19 protein-coding genes and 1 pseudogene are annotated in these 17912 nt (G+C 68.0%); 18 read left to right on the top strand and 2 right to left on the bottom strand.

Annotated features, from left to right (window positions below):
* Nucleotides 1–38: 38 nt before the first annotated feature.
* The 13 genes and pseudogenes from DFO63_RS12295 (at nt 39) to map (ending at nt 10891) form a co-directional block, all read left to right on the top strand.
* The gene (locus DFO63_RS12295; protein WP_008265770.1) at nt 39–722 is read left to right on the top strand and encodes a response regulator; all 684 of its coding nucleotides are present in this window, start codon (nt 39–41) and stop codon (nt 720–722) included.
* Nucleotides 719–2098: a sensor histidine kinase gene (locus tag DFO63_RS12300; protein WP_101765155.1), complete on the top strand. Its 1380-nt coding sequence runs from the start codon at nt 719–721 to the stop codon at nt 2096–2098. The genes DFO63_RS12295 and DFO63_RS12300 overlap by 4 nt, the downstream gene beginning before the upstream one ends.
* An 80-nt stretch (nt 2099–2178) precedes the next feature.
* Nucleotides 2179–3015: an alpha/beta fold hydrolase gene (locus DFO63_RS12305; protein WP_049446362.1), complete on the top strand. Its 837-nt coding sequence runs from the start codon at nt 2179–2181 to the stop codon at nt 3013–3015.
* Nucleotide 3016: 1 nt separating this feature from the next.
* Complete coding sequence (locus tag DFO63_RS12310; protein ID WP_006425769.1) at nt 3017–3376, top strand: EamA family transporter; 360 nt, start codon at nt 3017–3019, stop codon at nt 3374–3376.
* Nucleotides 3373–3771, top strand: coding sequence for a DMT family transporter (locus DFO63_RS12315; RefSeq protein ID WP_075674983.1), 399 nt, complete (start codon nt 3373–3375; stop codon nt 3769–3771). Before DFO63_RS12310 ends, DFO63_RS12315 begins: the two co-directional genes overlap by 4 nt.
* Nucleotides 3772–3781: 10 nt before the next feature.
* Entirely contained in the window at nt 3782–4990 is a 1209-nt protein-coding gene (locus DFO63_RS12320) for a DegT/DnrJ/EryC1/StrS family aminotransferase (protein ID WP_101765153.1), read from the top strand.
* Nucleotides 4991–5158: 168 nt separating this feature from the next.
* A complete protein-coding gene (locus DFO63_RS12325) occupies nt 5159–5875 on the top strand; it encodes an MtnX-like HAD-IB family phosphatase (RefSeq protein WP_119007090.1) in 717 nt (238 codons plus the stop codon).
* A gap of 64 nt (nt 5876–5939) precedes the next feature.
* A complete protein-coding gene (locus DFO63_RS12330) occupies nt 5940–7340 on the top strand; it encodes an aminotransferase class III-fold pyridoxal phosphate-dependent enzyme (RefSeq protein ID WP_014036434.1) in 1401 nt (466 codons plus the stop codon).
* A 28-nt stretch (nt 7341–7368) separates the two neighbouring features.
* Nucleotides 7369–8433, top strand: a complete 1065-nt coding sequence (locus tag DFO63_RS12335) for a GNAT family N-acetyltransferase (protein WP_049446372.1) — start codon at nt 7369–7371, stop codon at nt 8431–8433.
* A gap of 3 nt (nt 8434–8436) precedes the next feature.
* Nucleotides 8437–9321, top strand: a complete 885-nt coding sequence (locus tag DFO63_RS12340) for an arginase family protein (RefSeq protein ID WP_014036432.1) — start codon at nt 8437–8439, stop codon at nt 9319–9321.
* A gap of 136 nt (nt 9322–9457) precedes the next feature.
* Nucleotides 9458–9817 (top strand): annotated as a pseudogene (locus DFO63_RS12345) (VOC family protein).
* Between the two features lie 68 nt (nt 9818–9885).
* Nucleotides 9886–10098 carry a ParD-like family protein gene (locus DFO63_RS12350; protein ID WP_005415768.1) on the top strand — a complete coding sequence of 71 codons (213 nt, stop codon included), beginning with the start codon at nt 9886–9888 and terminating at the stop codon, nt 10096–10098.
* Between the two features lie 10 nt (nt 10099–10108).
* A complete protein-coding gene (map, locus tag DFO63_RS12355) occupies nt 10109–10891 on the top strand; it encodes a type I methionyl aminopeptidase (protein ID WP_182474428.1) in 783 nt (260 codons plus the stop codon).
* Here the strand turns inward: map and DFO63_RS12360 are convergent.
* Entirely contained in the window at nt 10888–11502 is a 615-nt protein-coding gene (locus DFO63_RS12360) for a LysE/ArgO family amino acid transporter (protein WP_119007094.1), read from the bottom strand. The two genes, map and DFO63_RS12360, sit on opposite strands and share 4 nt — an antisense overlap.
* 106 nt (nt 11503–11608) lie before the next feature.
* On the opposite strand from DFO63_RS12360, the gene DFO63_RS12365 reads away from it, so the two are divergent.
* From DFO63_RS12365 to DFO63_RS12385, 5 genes are all read left to right on the top strand, one after another.
* Entirely contained in the window at nt 11609–12502 is an 894-nt protein-coding gene (locus DFO63_RS12365) for a LysR family transcriptional regulator ArgP (protein WP_119007096.1), read from the top strand.
* Between the two features lie 78 nt (nt 12503–12580).
* Nucleotides 12581–13987, top strand: a complete 1407-nt coding sequence (locus DFO63_RS12370; protein WP_119007098.1) for a TolC family protein — start codon at nt 12581–12583, stop codon at nt 13985–13987.
* On the top strand, nt 13980–14993 hold the full coding sequence (locus DFO63_RS12375; protein ID WP_119007100.1) for an efflux RND transporter periplasmic adaptor subunit: 1014 nt from the start codon (nt 13980–13982) through the stop codon (nt 14991–14993). Before DFO63_RS12370 ends, DFO63_RS12375 begins: the two co-directional genes overlap by 8 nt.
* The gene (locus tag DFO63_RS12380) at nt 14978–16165 is read left to right on the top strand and encodes an ABC transporter permease (protein ID WP_119007101.1); all 1188 of its coding nucleotides are present in this window, start codon (nt 14978–14980) and stop codon (nt 16163–16165) included. The genes DFO63_RS12375 and DFO63_RS12380 overlap by 16 nt, the downstream gene beginning before the upstream one ends.
* Nucleotides 16162–17289, top strand: coding sequence for an ABC transporter permease (locus DFO63_RS12385; protein ID WP_119007103.1), 1128 nt, complete (start codon nt 16162–16164; stop codon nt 17287–17289). The genes DFO63_RS12380 and DFO63_RS12385 overlap by 4 nt, the downstream gene beginning before the upstream one ends.
* A gap of 129 nt (nt 17290–17418) precedes the next feature.
* Here the strand turns inward: DFO63_RS12385 and DFO63_RS12390 are convergent, their stop codons facing one another.
* Nucleotides 17419–17787, bottom strand: coding sequence for a glycine zipper 2TM domain-containing protein (locus DFO63_RS12390; protein ID WP_014646414.1), 369 nt, complete (start codon nt 17785–17787; stop codon nt 17419–17421).
* Nucleotides 17788–17912: the final 125 nt, after the last annotated feature.

Consider the following 17912-nt stretch of genomic DNA (forward strand, 5'->3'; position numbering starts at 1 on the left):
CATCCGCTGGGCCCGACCGATACAGGAGCCCCCCGCGCATGCGCGTTCTGATTGCTGAAGACGACCCGGACATCGCCTCCGGCCTGTGCGCCTCGCTGCGCCGACAGGGGCACGTGGTCGACCACGTCGACAACGGCGCGCACGCCGACGCCGCGCTGGGTTCGACCCAGTACGCACTGCTGGTGCTGGACCTGGGCCTGCCGCAGCTGGATGGCCGCGACGTGCTGCAGCGCCTGCGCCAGCGCGGCGATGGCCTGGCGGTGCTGGTGGTGACCGCCCGCGACGGCCTGGCCGAACGCGTGCGCGTGCTCGACCTCGGTGCCGACGACTACCTGGTCAAACCGTTCGCGCTGGACGAATTCGAAGCGCGCGTGCGCGCACAGCTGCGCCGCGTGACCAGCAATGGCAACCCGGACCTGCGCATCGGACGCCTGCGCCTGGACCTGGCCGGGCATCGCGTGTGGATCGACGACCAGTCGCTGGAACTGACCGCGCGCGAGTTCGGCCTGCTGTCGGCGCTGGCAGTACGCGCCGAGCGCATCGTGTCGCGCGCGCAGCTGGTGGAGGCGCTGTGTGACTGGGGCCAGGACCTGACCGACAACGGCCTGGACATCGCCCTGCACCGCCTGCGCCGCAAGCTGCAACCCGGCGGCATGGGCATCCGCACCGTGCGCGGGCTGGGCTACATGCTGGAAGACGCGCAGGACGACAGCGCCCCGTGATCAGTGGACCACCCAGCCTGCGCCGGCGCCTGCTCGCCTTCCTGGCGTTGCCGATGCTGGGCCTACTCACCTTCAATACGATCCTGGCCTACTACGTTGCGCTGGACTATTCCAACCGCATCCACGACCGCAACCTGATCGACGACACGCACTCGTTCGCGCAGATGCTGAGCACCATGCCGGTGACCAGCGACCTGTCTCCGCAGGCGCGCTTCCTGATCGAGTACGACCCCGACGGCCATCGCTATTTCAACGTCGACAGCAGCCGCAAGGGCACCCTCAGCGGCAACGCGGACTTCAGCCCGTATGCCCCTTCGCAGGACTGCACCGGCGTGCATCCGGCGCTGTACGACGGCAACCTCAATGGCCAGCAGGTGCGCATGGCCACCGTCTGCACGCAGGCGATGAACGACCCGCAGGACCAGCTGGCGGTGACCGTGGCCGAAAGCATGGCCGACCGCCGCCAGCGTGCGCGCGAGATCCTGATGATCATCATCCCGCTGATGACCATGCTGGCGCTGGGCACCGCTGCGCTGGTCTGGTTTGGCGTGACCTACGGCCTGCGCATCCTCACGCCGCTGAGGACCCGCCTGGCGCAGCGCCGCGGCGAACTGGCGCCGATCTCCGATGCCGACGTGCCGGAAGAGATCCAGCCACTGATCAGCACCATCGACGATCTGTTTGCGCGCCAGGCGGAAATGATCACGCTGCAGAACCGCTTCATCGCCGATGCCGCGCACCAGCTGCGCTCGCCGTTGGCCGGCATGGCCCTGCACGTGGACCAGGCGCTGGCGCATGGCGACCCGGACACGGTACGCGAGGCGCTGCAGCACATCCGCCGGCTCAACCAGCGCACCGCGCGGGTCAGCACCCAGCTGCTGGCGCTGAGCCGTGCGCAGACCGTGCCCGATACCGTTGAAGCGCTGGACCTGTGCGAACTGGTGCCGCAATGGGTCGGCATGCGCGTGCCCGAGGCGATCCGCGATGGCATCGATCTGGGCTACCGCGGCAGCCCCCATCCACTGCGCGTGCTCGGCAACGGTGCCCAACTGCAGGAAGCACTGGACAACTTGATCGACAACGCGCTGCGCTACGCCGGCCGCGATGCGACCGTCACGGTCGGCGTGCATGCGCTGGACGACAATGACGTCGAACTGTACGTGGAGGACAACGGACCCGGCGTACCCGAGGACGTGATGCCGCGGCTGGGCGAGCGTTTCTTCCGCGCGCCCGGCACCACCGCCAGCGGCACCGGCCTGGGGCTGGCCATCGCCCACGAAGCGGTGGAGCACTTCGGCGGCCGACTGACCTTCCTCAACCGTGCCGGTGGGGGCCTGAAGGTCGCCATCACGCTTCCGCTGCTGAAGGCCCCCTGACCCGGACCGGGGCGCTGAAAGGCTGGCGAAATTCGCGCTTGCGATCCTGACCATCCCCACTGCCGTCCCGGAGCCGCCAGGTGACCGAATCGCACGACTTCTTCCTCCCCGGTGGCCCGCAGGGCGTGCTGCTGGTCCACGGCCTGACCGGCACCCCGGCGGAAATGCGCATGCTGGGCAAGGGCCTGAACAACGCCGGTTTCACCGTGCACGGCGTGCAGCTGCCCGGCCATTGCGGCACCGTGGATGACCTGCTGGCGACCACCTGGGAACAGTGGTACCAGGGCGTGGAAGATGCGGCGGCGAGCCTGCGTGGCAAGGTCGACCAGTTGTTCGTCGGTGGTCTGTCGATGGGCGCGGTACTGTCGCTGGCGCTGGCTGCACGCCGCCCCGAGTGGGTGTCCGGCGTCGGCGTGTATGGCGCCACCTTCCGCTACGACGGCTGGAACATTCCCGCCGTGGCCCGCCTGTCGTTCCTGCTGCCGTGGTTCAAGCGCTTCAACATCGGCCGCGACCGCATGTTCATGGAAGAACCGCCCTACGGCCTGCGTGACGAGCGCCTGCGCGCGCAGGTCAGCGCCGCCATGCTGTCCGGCGACAGCGCCGCTGCCGGCCTGCCGGGCAACCCCTGGCACGCGCTGGCCGAGATGCGTGCCCTGAGCAACTGGACCCGTCGCCACCTGCATCAGGTCACCGCGCCGTGCCTGGTGATGCACGCCCGCGAAGACGACGTGGCCAGCATGGGCAATGCCGAACTGGTGATGTCGCGGGTCAGTGGCCCGAAGGAACTGGTGGTGCTGGAAGACAGCTACCACATGATCACCATCGACCGCGAACGCCGCGACGTGATCCGCCGCAGCGCGCGCTTCTTCACCGAAATCGGTGAACGCAGCGGCGTCCTCAAGGCGGTGGCCTGAGATGGGGGCACTCGCCACGCTGCTGTGGCTGGCCAATGTCGTGCTCGATACCGGTGGCCAGCTCGCCTTCAAGGCCGCCGCCAGCGACCCGCAGGACGGCGAAGGACTGCAACGCTGGAAACACATGCTCAGCCGCCCCTGGCTGTGGATCGGCATCGCCTGCTACGTGCTTGAGTTCGTGGCCTGGATCGCGTTCCTGTCGTTGGTACCGTTGTCCAAGGGCGTGCTGCTGGGCTCGATCAACATCGTTGCGCTGATGATCGCCGGCCGCTTCCTGTTCCGCGAAAAGCTCACGCCGCTGCGGGTGACCGGCATGCTGCTGGTCACGGCGGGCGTGGCGGTGGTGGGGGCGGGCTCATGAGGCGCCTGTATGTGATCGGTTTTCCGCTGCTGATGGCCTTCGACACGCTGGCCCAGCTGTGCTTCAAGTACGCCGGTGACGCCGCGTTGCCGGTCGAGGCCAACACCGCCTGGCTGCTGCGCGTGCTGTCGCAGCCGTGGGTATACGGTGCCATCCTCGGCTACGTCGGCGCGTTCTTCACCTGGATGAGCCTGCTGCGCCACGCTCCGATCGGCCCTGCCTTCGCGGCCTCGCACCTGGAAGTGATCAGTGTGCTGCTGCTGTCGGCGTGGCTGTTGAACGAACCGCTGACCCTGCACCACCTGGTGGGCGCGGTGCTGATCGTGGCCGGCATCGTCTGCCTCGGCCGCGCCGAAGCGGATGACCCGCACAGCCCCGCCGAAAGCACCTCGTGAGCGGGCTGCGATGAGCCTGTTCGCGCGCGAACTGCCTCCGACCGCCGGCCTGCCGATGCAGGCCAGCGACTTCCTTCCCGGTGGCGGCGAGCTGCGTGACATCCTGGCCAAACAGCTCGGCACACCGCCGCTGCAGCTGACCTGTTCCGGCACCCACGCGCTGCTTATCGCGCTGCGCACCCTGCGCAAGCGTGCGCCCAAGCGTGATACCGTGATCCTGCCGGCCTACACCTGCCCGCTGGTGCCGATCGCGGTGCACAGCCTCGGCCTGCGCGTGCAGCTGTGTGATACCCGTCGCGGCCACTTCGACTTTGATCCGGCACAGCTCTCGCGCCTGGCCGACGCACGCACGTTGGCGATCCTGCCCACGCACCTCGGCGGACGCATCGCCGATGTTGAACTGGCCGCCGACATCGCGCATGGCGCCGGTACCTGGGTCATCGAAGATGCCGCTCAGGCGCTGGGCGCGCGGGTCGGCAACAGCAGCGTCGGCCTGCGTGGCGATATCGGATTCTTCAGCCTGGCCGCCGGCAAGGGGCTGAGCCTGCACGAAGGCGGCCTGCTGGTCAGCCGCGATGACGAACTGCGTGCCGCGCTGGCCGAACATGCGGCCGAGCAGGTCCGTTTCAGCCTGCGCTGGGAGCTGCTTCGCAGCGTGCAGCTGCTGGGCCTTGCCGCCTGCTACCGCCCCTCGCTGCTGTCGCTGGTGTACGGCAATCCACTGCGCAGCGCACTGCAACGCGGTGATCTGGAAGAAGCGGTCGGCGATGTTTTTCCGCTGGACATCCCGCAGCACCGGGTCAGCCACTGGCGGCAGAACATCGGTGCCCATGCTGCACGGCGGCTGCCGGCGTTCCTGCAGGCCGGGCGCCTGCGCGCATTGCAGCTGCGCGTGCAGCTGGCACAGCTGCCGGCGGTGGAGGTGGTCGATGGCCTGGCCGGTACCGGCGGCACCTGGCCGATGCTGATGCTGCTGCTGCCCAGCCAGCGCGCGCGCGATGCCGCACTGGACGACCTGTGGCCGCGTGGCCTCGGTGCCAGCCGCATGTTCATCCATGCCCTGCCCGACTACGCCTACCTGCGTGGCATCGTGCCGCAGGACGACATGCCGAACGCGCGCGACTTCGCCGCACGCATGCTGACCCTCGGCAACAGCGCCTGGCAGACCCGTGAAGAGACCGCGCAGATCCTGCAGGCGCTGGCCGCCGCGCAGCCCTGAAACGGCTATTTTCCGGGCATTGCGCCCATTCAGGATGTTCGATTCCTGAACACTTTCCCCACCCCGCAGTGCAGCCTTTCAACAGGAAAGGAACGAGAAAGGCTGCCTGCCTACATTGAGCCTGCCCCGGCACCGTGCCGGACGCCTTTCTCATCGACGGACCTGCCCATGCACTGGAGCATCCTGTGTGACTTCGACGGCACCATCAGCCTCGAAGATGTCATCGACTCGCTGCTGGAGAAGTACGGCCAGCCGGGCTGGCAGGAACTGGAAGACCAGTGGAAGTCGGGAAAGATCGGCTCGCGTGAATGCATGCAGGGCCAGGTGCGGCTGCTGAAGCTGGACCCGGCCACGCTCGACGCACACCTGGACCCGGTAAAGATCGATCCGGGCTTCGCCGCCTTCGTCACCCGCGCCGAGCAGCTGGGCCTGCCGCTGCGCATCGTCAGCGACGGCCTGGACTATGCGATCCACCGCATCCTCGCCAACCATGGCCTGCCGCCGCTGCCGGTGGTGGCCAACCACCTGCGCTGGTGCGAAGACCACTGGGAACTGGAGTCGCCCTACCAGGCCGAGGGGTGCCGCAGCGGTACCTGCAAGTGCACCTGCGCCGCGCAGGCGCGTGCCAACGAAGCGCCGCGCGTGCTGATGATCGGCGACGGCAGTTCGGACTTCTGCGTGTCCGAGGATGCCGACTTCGTGTTCGCCAAGCGCCGCCTGATCACCCATTGCACCCATGCCGGCATCGAGCATGCCGCCATCGATACCTTCCACGATGCAATCGCACTGTTGCCGCGCTTGCTCGATGGCAGCCTGCTGCAGCCACGTCGCCTCGACGCCAGCCCGCAGCCCGCCGCACTGCCACTGCTGCTGGCCACCGCCTGAGCACTCCCTTCCAGGCACGCTCCCCCGTTACCCCTTTCGAACGTCCTTCACGGAACCGAACTGCATGAACATTTTTGACAAGAACGCCGATTCGGCTGCCTCCGACGCGCAGCTGCTGGCCGACGAAGCCCGCTACAGCTCCTTCGGCGACACCGTCCACTACGTCGACCCGCCGAAGATCTTCCAGCGCGGCGAAGGCAGCTACATGTTCGACGGTGCGGGCGTGCCCTACCTCGACCTGCAGATGTGGTACTCGGCCTGCAACTTCGGCTACAGCAACAAGCGCCTGAACGACGCGCTGAAGGACCAGATCGACACCCTGCCGCAGGTCGCCAGCCAGTACCTGCACCCGACCCGCGTGCAGCTTGCCAAGACCATTGCCGTGGACATGCACGAGAAGTTCGGCCTCGACGGCCGCGTGCACTTCAACGTCGGTGGCGCGCAGGCCATCGAAGACTCGCTGAAGATCGTGCGCAACGCGCGCGGCGGCAAGAGCCTGATGTTCGCCTTCGAAGGCGGCTACCACGGCCGCACCCTGGGTGCGTCGTCGATCACCTCCAGCTACCGCTACCGCCGCCGCTACGGCCACTTCGGCGAGCGCGCGATGTTCATCCCGTTCCCGTACCCCTTCCGTCGCCCGAAGGGCATGACCCCGGACGAGTACTCCGACCACTGCGTTTGGCAGTTCGAGCGCCTGTTCGAAAGCGAGTACAACGGCGTGTGGGATCCCAAGGTCGGCCAGGCCGAGTACGCCGCGTTCTACGTCGAGCCGATCCAGGGCACCGGCGGCTACGTCATCCCGCCGCGCAACTTCTTCACCGGCCTCAAGCGCGTGCTGGACAAGTACGGCATCCTGATGGTGGTCGATGAAATCCAGATGGGCTTCTGGCGCACCGGCAAGCTGTGGTCGATCGAGCACTTCGGCGTGACCCCGGACGTGCTGGTGTTCGGCAAGGCGCTGACCAACGGCCTGAACCCGCTGTCGGGCCTGTGGGCGCGCGAAGAGCTGATCAACCCGACCGTGTTCCCGCCGGGTTCCACCCACTCCACCTTCAACTCCAACCCGCTGGGCACCCGCCTGGGCCTGGAAGTGCTGAAGCTGGGCAAGGAAATGGATTACGAGCGCACCGTGCCGGAAAAGGGCGCGTACTTCCTCGACGGCCTGCGTGGCCTGCAGAAGCGCCACCCGGAAATCGGCGACGTCGACGGTCTGGGCCTGGCCCTGCGTGCGGAAATCTGCCAGACCGACGGCTACACCCCGAACAAGGAACTGCTGGACCGCATGGTCGACATCGGCCTGGCCGGTGACCTGCTGCACGACGGCAAGCGCATGGGCCTCGTGCTCGACGTGGGTGGCTGGTACAAGAACGTGATCACCTTCGCGCCGTCGCTGGACATCAGCTACGAAGAGATCGACCTGGCGATCACCCTGCTCGACCAGGCGCTGACCAAGGCCAAGGGCTGAGGTCGATGCGCTGCCGGTTCCCGTGCCGATGGAGATGACGTCACGCGCATCCAGCACCGCGCTGGAACCGGCCGCGCTGCTGGAGGGCTTCCTGGCCCACCCGCCGCTCGGATTCGAGGCGGGCCGCCTTCCCAGCGGCCTGCCGACCTTCCGTGCGCCGCTGGACCTGACCACCACGATGGATGACGACCTGCGCGGCAAGCTGCTTGGCCTGCCGCTGTCGCGCCTGTGGCGGCCATGGATCACCTGGAAGACCCGCTTCGTCGGTGCCACCAGCACCGAGTACACCCCGCTGCCCGCGCACGTCGCACCAGAGGCATTGGCCGAGGACGTGACGCGTCACGCGATCGGCGATACGCGGCTGCTGGTAGTCAAGGACCTGGCGATCGATTCGCCGCTGCTGGACGACGCCGCCAACGCACACAGCGGTGCCTTCCTGCAGGCGCTGCTGGCACGCGGCTTCGTCGAACTGGAAGGCATGCCGCTGGCCTGGGTGGCCATCGATTTCGATTCGATCGATGGCTATCTCGGACGCCTGTCGTCCTCGCGCCGCAAGAACATCCGGCGCAAGCTGCGCTCGCGTGACGAGCTGCAGATCGAGTGCATCGCCACCGGTGATCCGGCCCTGGCCGACCCGCGGCTGCAGGCCGAACTGTATGCGCTGTACCTGGGCGTGTACGCGCAGAGCGCGGTGCATTTCGACCAGCTCGACCTGCCCTATTTCCAGTACCTGCTGGCCGACAGCCTGGGCCAGGGACGGATGTTCCTGTACCGCCACCAGGGCCAGCTGATCGGCTGGAACCTGTGCTACGTGCATGCCGGCAAGCTGGTGGACAAGTACATCGGCCTGGCCTATCCGCAGTCGCGCGAGCACAACCTGTACGCGGTCAGCTGGATGCACAACCTCGAATACGCGCTGCAGCACGGCCTGAGCCACTACGTGGCCGGCTGGACCGACTCGCGGATCAAGGCCGAGCTCGGCGCCCGCTTCACCTCCACCCGGCACGCGATCCACGCACGCTCCCCGCTGCTGCGCGCCGCCCTGCGCAGGCTGGCCCCGTACCTGCAGGGCGAACCTGATGGAGGCGGTTGAACGATGCCGTTGCGTTCCCCGTTGATCCTGGACCTGGACGGTGGCGTGCTGCCGCTGCCCCAGGCGCAGACCCTGGCCCTGCCGCAATGGCACGATCCACTGCGCTTCGCCTGCAGCAATGCCACCCTCGACCGTTTCGCCGCTGAAGTGCTGGCTCCGCTGCCGGCCCAGCTCGGCACGGTGATGCTCGGCAGCGGTGATTTCCATCATCTCAGCCTGCCTCTGCTGCGTCGCATGCGCGCGCAGGAGCCGTTCCAGCTGGTGGTGCTGGACAACCATCCCGACAACATGCGTTTCCCGTTCGGCATGCACTGCGGTTCCTGGGTGAACGCGGCCAGCAAGCTGCCGCAGATCTCGCACATCCATGTGCTGGGCATCACCTCCAGTGACATCGGCCTTGGCCACGCCTGGGAGAACCATTGGCGCCCGCTGATCGGCGGTCGCCTGACCTACTGGTGCATGGACGTGGACGTAGGCTGGGGGCATCGCCTCGGCATGGGCCATGCCTTCCGCCGTTTTGAGCATCCCGAAGCGCTGGTGGCCGCGTTCGCTGCAGAGCAGGCGAAGTCGCCACAGCCAACCTACCTGTCGATCGACAAGGATGTGTTCGCCGAGGACGTCGCCCGCAGTAACTGGGACCAGGGCCGCTTCCAGCTGGAACACGCGCTGGTGGTGATCGAAGCGCTGCGCGCCGGCGGCCTGGTCGGCAGTGACATCACCGGCGAAGTGTCGCTGGCCAACTACCAGAGCCGCTTCAAGCGCTGGCTGTCCTCGCTGGATGGCCAGCCCGACATCAGCGCCGACGATCTGCCGGTGTGGCAGGCACGGCACCAGCAGGTGAACCGCGAACTGCTGGCCGCGATGGCCTCGGTGCCGACGGCCTGCTGACCGCTGTCCTGTAGAGTCGAGCCATGCTCGACTGCTGTTTGCTGGCCACCGAGTCGAGCATGGCTCGACTCTACAGGGGACGATGGCCGAGCATGGCTCGGCACTACACTGGACGCCTGCCCCAGGAGCCCTCGCCATGCCCCAGACCGTCATCCCGCAACTGCGCATGCGCCATGCCGATACCACCCTGCCGTTCTACGTACAGGGGCTGGGCTTCGTGGTCGACTAGGAACACCGCTTCGAACCCGGCTTCCCGCTGTTCGCCCAGCTCACCCGCGACGGCCAGACGATCTTCCTCACCGAACACAGCGGCGACTGCGAAGTCGGCGGCGCGGTGTACTTCATCGTCGAGGACGTCGACGCCCTGCACCGCGCCTTCAGTGCCGCAGGCGTCCCCATCGAACAGCCGCCGCATGACACCGAATGGGGCAGCCGCGAGATGCTGCTGCGTGACCCCGACGGCAACCGCCTGCGCTTCGCCACCGACGCCAGCTGAACCGGGCGGCCTTGAGTTGGATATACGAAACATATACGCTTCGTATATCCAATCCTCCAGGACCGCCCATGGGCATCGTCAACATCGATGACACCCTGCACGACCAGCTGCGTCGTGCCTGCACCGTCTCCAGCCGCTCGATCAATGCCCAGGCCAACTTCTGGATCCGGGTCGGCATGCTGTGCGAGATGAACCCCACGCTGAGCTTCCAGGACATCGTCGCCAGCGAACTGCGGGCGGCCGGCGTGCAGCCGCCGCTGCTGGCACCGGGGCAGGTCTGAGCAGATGGCGATCATAAAGCGCCCTGACGAGATCGCGCTGATGGCCGAATCGGGCCGCCTGCTGGCGCAGGTGTTCGCCGCGCTCGACCGGCTGCCGCTGCAGGGCCGCAGCACGATGGAGATCAACGATTTCGTCGAACGCATGATCGTCGATGAACTGCGGGCGCGGCCGGCCAGCAAGGGCCAGTACGGCTTCCCGTATGTGCTCAACACCTCGATCGACAACGTGATCTGCCACGGCGTGCCCAGCACCACCGACGTGCTGCGCAACGGACAGATCGTCAACCTCGACATCACCCTGGAGAAGAACGGCTACATCGCCGACTCCAGCACCACCTACCTGGTGGGCGAGGTCGACTACGCCGCGCGCAGGCTGGTGCAGACCACCTACCAGGCGATGTGGAAAGGCATCGCCGCGGTGCGCCCCGGCGCGCGCCTGGGCGACATCGGCCACGCCATCGCCCGTCATGCACGCAGCCACGGCTACAGCGTGGTGAAGGAATACTGCGGCCATGGCATCGGCCAGGAAATGCACGAAGAACCGCAGATACTCCACTACGGCCATCCCAACACCGGCATGGTGCTGGAAGAAGGCATGGTGTTCACCATCGAGCCGATGCTCAACCAGGGCAAACCGGCCATCCGCCAACAGCCGGACGAATGGCCGGTGTACACCCGCGACGGCAAGCTGTCTGCCCAGTTCGAGCACACCGTGGCGGTTACCCGCAGCGGCGTGCGCGTATTGACCCTGCGCCCCGGCGAAACGCCATTGTGCGCGGTGGAAGCGGCCTAGAGCGGACGCAACAGCAGCAGCGTGGCCAGGCAGAACATGAAGATCGCGACGCCCGCATCCAGCACCCGCCAGGCGCCCGGCCTGCGGAACACCGGCTGCAACAGGCGCGCGCCATAGCCCAGCGTGCAGAACCAGGCCACGCTGGCGGCGCAGGCACCGGCGGCGAACGCCCAGCGCAGGTCACCGGGGTAGCGCGTGGACAGGCTGCCCAGCAGCACCACGGTATCCAGATAGACGTGCGGGTTGAGCAGGGTGAAGGCCAGGCAGGTCAGCAGCACCTGCCGTCCGCTGCCGCCCTGCGCCTCGGCGGCGGCCAGCGCACTGCCACCGCGCCATGCGCGCAGCCCCGCCTGCAGGCCATACCAGAGCAGGAAGGCCGCGCCACCGAAGCGCAGCACCTGCAGCAGCAGCGGCCACTGCAGCACCAGCGCGCCCATGCCGCCGACGCCGGCCAGGATCAGCACGATGTCCGCGCCGGCACAGGCCAGCACCACCCTGCCGACATGACGCTGCTGCAGGCCCTGGCGCAGCACGAACGCGTTCTGCGCACCGATGGCGATGATCAGGCCGGCGCCTGCGAACAGGCCGGCGGCAGTAGCGGCGATCCACATCAGGACAGGCCAGGCAGCGAGGGGACGCGCAGGGTGCGGCCGCCGCCCCTGTTTAGACAAACTGATTTTTCTTTATCCTGTGCAGGAAAACTGAAGAGGCACCGGCATGGACCTGGTACATCCACAACTGGCCGCGTTTGCCGCGGTGCTGGAAGAAGGCAGCTTCGAGGCCGCGGCACGCCGCCTGTCGATCAGCCCGTCGGCCCTGTCGCAACGGATCAAGGCGCTGGAGGACAGGCTCGGCCAGGTACTGGTCGTGCGCCAGGCACCGTGCCGGCCGACCGCCGCAGGTGAAGCGCTGCTGCGCCGGGTCCGGCCGATGCAGGCGCTGGAGGCCGAGGCATTGGCCGAGCTGCTGCCCGAGCGTGGCAGCGACGCTGCGCGCACGCCGATCCCGCTGGCGGTCAACGACGACTCGCTCGATACCTGGTTCGTACCGGCCATCGCCGACCTGCACCAGCGCCGCGGTTACCTGTTCGACCTGCGCATGGACGATCAGGACCACACCCTGCAGCTGCTGCGCGATGGCAGCGTACTCGGCGCGGTCACTGCCGAAAGCCAACCGGTGAAGGGCTGCAACGTGCACCCGCTCGGCGCGATGCGCTACCACGCCATCGCTTCGCCCGGCTTCGCCCGCCAGTACTTCAGCGATGGCATGCAGGCCGCGGCCCTGGCGCGCGCGCCGATGCTGGTGTTCAACCGCAAAGATGAACTGCAGTGGCGCTTCGTGCGGCGCCTGACCCGCGCGCGACTGCAGCCGCCGCTACACTACCTGCCCTCCTCCACCGGTTTCGTCGAAGCCGCCGCGTGCGGACTCGGCTGGGGCATGGCCCCGGAAACCCTGGTCGCGCCCGCCGTGCGCGCCGGCCGCGTGGTGGTACTGGAACCCCGCCGCTGGCTCGATGTGCCGCTGTACTGGCAGCATGCCGCTGTGCGCTCAAGCACGCTGCAGCACATCACCCAGGCGCTGCGCACTGCGGCCAGCGGCACCCTTCGTTGAGGACAAACCGATGATCGCAGACCCGGGCTTCACGCCGCGCGCACTACCGTTTGCGCACTTCTTCACCATTGGGACGGCATGGGCGTGATCGGCCGACGTACAAGGATGCACCGCGCGAAGGCCGCGCTGGCGTTGACGCTGGCGACCTGCCTGCCACTGGCAGCGCCGGCGCAGACCCTCACCGATGCACCGGCTTTGGACTGGGAACAGGCACGGCAGCGCCTGGAACAGGTCTCCGATGCGCTGGCCGCCGCCGACGCCGCCGTGCGCAACAAGCAGGACCTGCAGGACGCGACGCGTCTGCTGCGCCTGCCGGAGATCACCGGCGAAGTGCGCCGCCTGCAGTTCCAGAAGACCCTCACCCTGCCACTGGGTTCGCTGGCACCGGTGGCCGAGGCCTATGGCATCGACTCGCCGCTGTCGTTCACCGAACGCGACTGGCGTACCCGCCCGGTGGTGACCGCGGTGCTGCCGCTGTACACCGGCGGTGTGATTCCGGCCGCGCAACGTGCGGCCAGCGCCGCGCACGAACAGGCCAGTGCCGAGCGCGAAGCACAGCGCCAGTCGCTAACCGTGCAGCTGGCCCAGGCCTACTTCGGCCAGCGCCTAGCCGAGCAGGCGGTGGACGTGCGCCGCGACGTGCGTGATGGGCTCAACCGCCACCTGTCCGACGCAGAGAAACTGGAACGCGAGGGCTTTGCCACCCGCGCGCAGCGCCTGCAGGCCACCGTGGCCCGCGACAAGGCCGAGCGCGAATACCAGAAGACGGTGAACGACCTGGCCACGCTGAAGGCCGCACTGGCCACGCTGCTGCGCAGTGGTGGCGAGGTGCAGCCGGTGTCGCCGCTGTTCGTGCAGCGCGTGCCGCTGGAACCGGTGGCCAGCTTCGAGCGCACGGCGCAGGCGCGCCAGCCGCAGATCGCACGCCTGCGGGCGATGGTGGCGCAGGCCGAACAGGGCGTGCGCGTGCAGCAGGCCAAGCTGAAGCCGCAGATCTTCGCCTTCGGCCAGTACGACTTCCGCCGCCGCGACGAGATGCTGACCGATCCGGACTGGGCGTTCGGCATCGGCCTGAAGTACACCTTCCTGTCGCCGAATTCGCGGCCGGCGCAGATCAGCGCCGCGCGTGCGCAACAGGACCAGGCTGAAGCGGGCCTGCGCGAGGCCGAGAACCAGGTCGCGCTGGGCGTGCGCAAGGCCTGGAACGAACTGGAAACCGCACGCCAGCAGTACGTGCTGCTCGACAGCAGCATTGCCCAGGCACAGGAAAACCTGCGCCTGCAGGAGCTGGCGTTCCGCGAAGGCCAGGCCACCTCGCTGGATGTGATCGACGCGCGGCTCGGCCTCGGCGGCGCCCGCGTCGAGCGCGCACAGGCCGCCTACCAATACGATATTGCGCTGGCACAGTTGCTGGAGGTCAGTGGACAGATGGACCGTTTCGAAGAGTTCCGGCGGCGTGCGGACGAGGTGATCGACCATGAGTGATGTGCTGCACGACGATGCGACGACGCCCCCGGGCAAGCGCCGGTTGGGACCGATCCTGGTAGTGGTGCTGCTGGTCGTGGTGGTGCTCGGCCTGTGGCTGGCCTGGCGCAGCCCGGGCGACCAGATCCAGGGTATGGCCGATGCGGACACCATCAACGTGGCCGCCAAGATCACCGCGCGCGTGGCCGAGCTGAAGGTGCGCGAGGGTGACCGCGTGCAGCCCGGGCAGGTGCTGTTCCTGCTCGACAGCCCGGAAGTGGCCGCCAAGGAACAGCAGGCGCACGGCGCATTGGCCGCCGCACAGGCGGTGGCCGACAAGGCCGACGAAGGCGCGCGCAGCGAGGACATCCGCGCTGCCGAAGCGAACTGGAAGCGGGCCGAAGCCGGTGCGACGCTGGCTGAAGCCACCTACCAGCGCGTGCAGAACCTGTTCAACGAAGGGGTGATGACCCGGCAGAAGCGCGATGAAGCACATGCCCAGGCCACCAGTTCGCGTGAACTGGCGCGTGCCGCCCGCGCGCAGTACGACATGGCCCTGGCCGGCGCACGCGAGCAGGACAAGCGTGCCGCGCAGGGCCAGGTACAGCAGGCACAGGGCGCGGTGGCCGAAGTCAACGCCGCGCGTGTCGAAGTGGAAGGGCGCGCGCCGGTCGCCGGCGAGATCAGCAAGCGCATGGCCGACCCGGGTGAACTGGTGCCGGCCGGCTACCCGGTGTTCACCCTGGTCGACATCGACCGCATGTGGGTGGCGATGAACCTGCGCGAATCGCAGATGCAGGGCCTGAAGGTCGGCAGCAAGCTGCAGGGCAGCGTGCCGGCACTCGGCCTGGATGGCGAATTCGAGGTCTACTTCATCAATCCGGCCGGGGACTATGCAACCTGGCGGACCACCCGCCAGTCGTCCGGCTACGACGTCCGCAGCTTCGAGGTGCGGGTGCGCCCGGTACGCCGCATCGAGGGCTTCCGCCCCGGCATGAGCGTGCTGTTCGCATGGCCCCAGCACTGAGCCCTGGCCGCGGCGGCTTCGCCGCCAGCTGGCGGCGCGAGCTGCGGTCACTGCGCGGCAACCGCGCCGACCTGCTGCTGGTCACCCTGCTGCCGCTTCTGATGCTGGTGGTGATGGCGTGGATGTTCACGCCCTCGGTGATGCGCGACATCCCGATCGCGGTGGTCGACCTCGACCACAGCAGTGACAGCCGCCTGCTGCTGCGCATGCTCGATGCCAGCCCCGGCGTGCGCATCGCCAGCCAGCCGGTGGACCTGGAAGACGCACGCTCGCAGCTGCGCAGCCTGGACGTGTTCGCCATCGTGCTGGTGCCGCGCGACGTCACCCGGCAGGCGTTGCGTGGCCGCCAGGGCACGGTGTTCGCCTATTACAACGCCACCTACATGACCACCGGCCAGTCCGCGGCGCGCGATATCGGCGACGCGGTCTCGGCCTGGAACGCACGCCTGCTGCGCGAGCGCATCGGACTGCAGGTCGGTCCGGGTAAATTGCGTGCGGCACCGATCGCGGTGCAGTCGGACATCCTGTACAACCCGGCGCGCAGCTACGAGCTGTTCCTGCTGCCGCTGATCTTCCCGGCGGTGCTGTCGCTGGTGCTGGCACTTGCAGTGGCCGGCAGCCTCGGCCGCGAGATCCGCGACGGTACCCTGCCCGCCTGGCTGGGCCGCACGCCGTGGCTGGCGATTGCCGGCAAGGTCGCACCGTACATCCTGATGTTCTCGGTGTATGGCGCACTCGGCATCGGCTACCTGGCCTGGCTGCGCGGCGATGGCGTGGCGGGCAGCGTGCTCCTGCTGCTGCTCGCACAGCCGCTGTTCTACCTGGCCACGGCCGCCTACGCGCTGTTCTTCGTCGGCGTCACCCGCGACATGGGCACCGCGCTGTCCGCGGTCGGCCTCAGCATCGGCACCGCACTGGCGTTCTCCAGCGCCACCTTCCCGGTGCTGGATGGCCCCCTGTTCACCCGCATCTGGCATCAGCTGCTGCCGCTCAGCGCCTACATCAAGCTGCAGACCCAGCAGCAGTTCATCGGTTCGCCGCTGCAGGTTTCGGCATGGCCGTTGGCCACGCTGCTGCTGATGGCAGTGGTGGCCGGTGGCATCGGTGGCCTGCGCCTGATCGCCTTTGCGCGTACGCCTGCCGCCGCACAACCGGCAGGGGCCGACGCATGAGCGCACTCTGGCGCAGCCTGCGGCAGACCCTGATGGCGGTGCTGTGCGACCGCTATGCGATCGTGGTGATGGTCGGCGCGGTGATCCTGTACTCGTTCTTCTACCCGGCTGCGTACCGTCACCAGGTGGCCGGCAACCTGCCGGTGCTGGTGGTGGATGAAGACCACAGCGCGACCAGCCGTGAGCTGCTGCGCAAGCTCGATGCACTCCGGGTGGCACGCGTAGTCGGGCAACCGGCAGACATCGACAGTGCCCGGCAGCAGCTGGAAGCTGGCCACGCCGAGGGCATCGTGCTGATCCCGGCCAACCTGGAACGCGACATCCTGCGCGGCCATCCGGCCAAGCTGGTGCTGCTCGGCAACGGCGCCTACCTGGGGCGTGCCAGCTGGGTGCTGGGCAGCGTGGCCGATGCACTGGGCGCGTTCGGGCGTGAGGCGGTGGTCGGCCAGGCCGCCTTCATGGGCGCACCGCAGGCACCACCGGTCACCCTGGTGCAGCGCCCGCTGTACAACACGCAGGAAGGCTATGGCAGCGCCATCGTGCCCGGCGTGGCCGAGCTGATCGTGCACCAGACGCTGCTGATGGGCATCGGCGTCCTGCTCGGCGGCCGCCGCCTCGCGCTCGGCCGGCGCCTGCGCTTCGACCTGCCGACCCTGGCCGGCATGGCGATGGGCTTCGGCCTGATCGGCCTGTTCGGCCTGTTCTACTACGCCGGTTTCACCGCCTGGGTGCAGGACTATCCGCGCGGCGGCAACCCGCTGGGCCAGCTGCTGGGCGGCACCTTGTTCATCGCCGCCACCGTGGCCTTCGGCCTGTTCGTCGGCAGCTTCTTCCGCACCCGCGAACGCGCCTTCCAGTACATCATCGCCACCTCGATCCCGCTGTTCTTCCTGGCCAACCTGTCGTGGCCGGCGGTGATGACGCCACAACCGCTGGTCTGGCTGGCGCAGCTGTTGCCGACCACCTCGGGCATCAACCTGATGGTGCGCCTGAACCAGATGGACACCAGCCTGGCCGAAGTCAGCCACGAACTGATCACCCTCACCGCCCTGCTGCTGCTCTACGGCAGCCTCGCCACCTGGCGCCTCCTCGCAAAAAAGGGGACGGAGGGGATTAAGTCGTAAGCGGCCGGTTGGGGGGGATTGCGACTTAATCCCCTCCGTCCCCTTTTCCTGCAACGAAGAACGCCGGCGCGGGGCCGGCGTTCGAGTGCTGCGATGTGGAAGGGGAAAACGGGGTCTGGCAGCGATCGATCAGCGATAGACGCGTTCGCAGCGGCGCTCGACCACGCGGTCGCCATTCTTCTGTTGGCTGTTGCCCTGGATCTGGCGACCGGCCGCACCACCGGCAACAGCACCGGCCACGGTAGCGAGCTTCTTGCCATTGCCGCCGCCCACCTGGTTGCCCAGCAGGCCGCCGATCACCGCGCCGGTGGCAGTACCGGCAATGCGGTTGGGATCGCGCGAGTTGCGCTGCACTTCCACGTTCTTGCAGACCACGCGGCTGCCATCGTTGAATCGGCGTCCTTCATCGCGCGGCCCGTAGGTCTGTGCACCGGCTACCGACGAAGCCGCCAGCAGGGTGCCCAGCACAAGCAGTCGGGTCGAGGTCTTCATGGCCATCTCCTGAGTTCCGGTATGGCGCAAGTGTCCTCCCGCGGTTGGCAACCGGAAGTGAAATGCGCGTGTCCGCCACCTCATCGGCCATCGCGCGTTCAGGAAGAAAATCCGCGCCCATCACGATCAGC

It is taken from the genome of Stenotrophomonas sp. AG209 (assembly GCF_003550055.1).
GTDB lineage: Bacteria > Pseudomonadota > Gammaproteobacteria > Xanthomonadales > Xanthomonadaceae > Stenotrophomonas.

Excerpts from the sequence above, each read along its gene's own strand:
- DFO63_RS12295 (WP_008265770.1), top strand. The coding sequence starts at position 39 with ATGCGCGTTCTGATTGCTGAAGACGACCCGGACATCGCCTCCGGCCTG.
- DFO63_RS12310 (WP_006425769.1), top strand. The coding sequence starts at position 3,017 with ATGGGGGCACTCGCCACGCTGCTGTGGCTGGCCAATGTCGTGCTCGAT.
- DFO63_RS12315 (WP_075674983.1), top strand. The coding sequence starts at position 3,373 with ATGAGGCGCCTGTATGTGATCGGTTTTCCGCTGCTGATGGCCTTCGAC.
- DFO63_RS12320 (WP_101765153.1), top strand. The coding sequence starts at position 3,782 with ATGAGCCTGTTCGCGCGCGAACTGCCTCCGACCGCCGGCCTGCCGATG.
- DFO63_RS12325 (WP_119007090.1), top strand. The coding sequence starts at position 5,159 with ATGCACTGGAGCATCCTGTGTGACTTCGACGGCACCATCAGCCTCGAA.
- DFO63_RS12330 (WP_014036434.1), top strand. The coding sequence starts at position 5,940 with ATGAACATTTTTGACAAGAACGCCGATTCGGCTGCCTCCGACGCGCAG.
- DFO63_RS12335 (WP_049446372.1), top strand. The coding sequence starts at position 7,369 with ATGGAGATGACGTCACGCGCATCCAGCACCGCGCTGGAACCGGCCGCG.
- DFO63_RS12340 (WP_014036432.1), top strand. The coding sequence starts at position 8,437 with ATGCCGTTGCGTTCCCCGTTGATCCTGGACCTGGACGGTGGCGTGCTG.
- DFO63_RS12350 (WP_005415768.1), top strand. The coding sequence starts at position 9,886 with ATGGGCATCGTCAACATCGATGACACCCTGCACGACCAGCTGCGTCGT.
- DFO63_RS12360 (WP_119007094.1), bottom strand. The coding sequence starts at position 11,502 with ATGTGGATCGCCGCTACTGCCGCCGGCCTGTTCGCAGGCGCCGGCCTG.
- DFO63_RS12365 (WP_119007096.1), top strand. The coding sequence starts at position 11,609 with ATGGACCTGGTACATCCACAACTGGCCGCGTTTGCCGCGGTGCTGGAA.
- DFO63_RS12370 (WP_119007098.1), top strand. The coding sequence starts at position 12,581 with ATGGGCGTGATCGGCCGACGTACAAGGATGCACCGCGCGAAGGCCGCG.
- DFO63_RS12375 (WP_119007100.1), top strand. The coding sequence starts at position 13,980 with ATGAGTGATGTGCTGCACGACGATGCGACGACGCCCCCGGGCAAGCGC.
- DFO63_RS12380 (WP_119007101.1), top strand. The coding sequence starts at position 14,978 with ATGGCCCCAGCACTGAGCCCTGGCCGCGGCGGCTTCGCCGCCAGCTGG.
- DFO63_RS12385 (WP_119007103.1), top strand. The coding sequence starts at position 16,162 with ATGAGCGCACTCTGGCGCAGCCTGCGGCAGACCCTGATGGCGGTGCTG.
- DFO63_RS12390 (WP_014646414.1), bottom strand. The coding sequence starts at position 17,787 with ATGGCCATGAAGACCTCGACCCGACTGCTTGTGCTGGGCACCCTGCTG.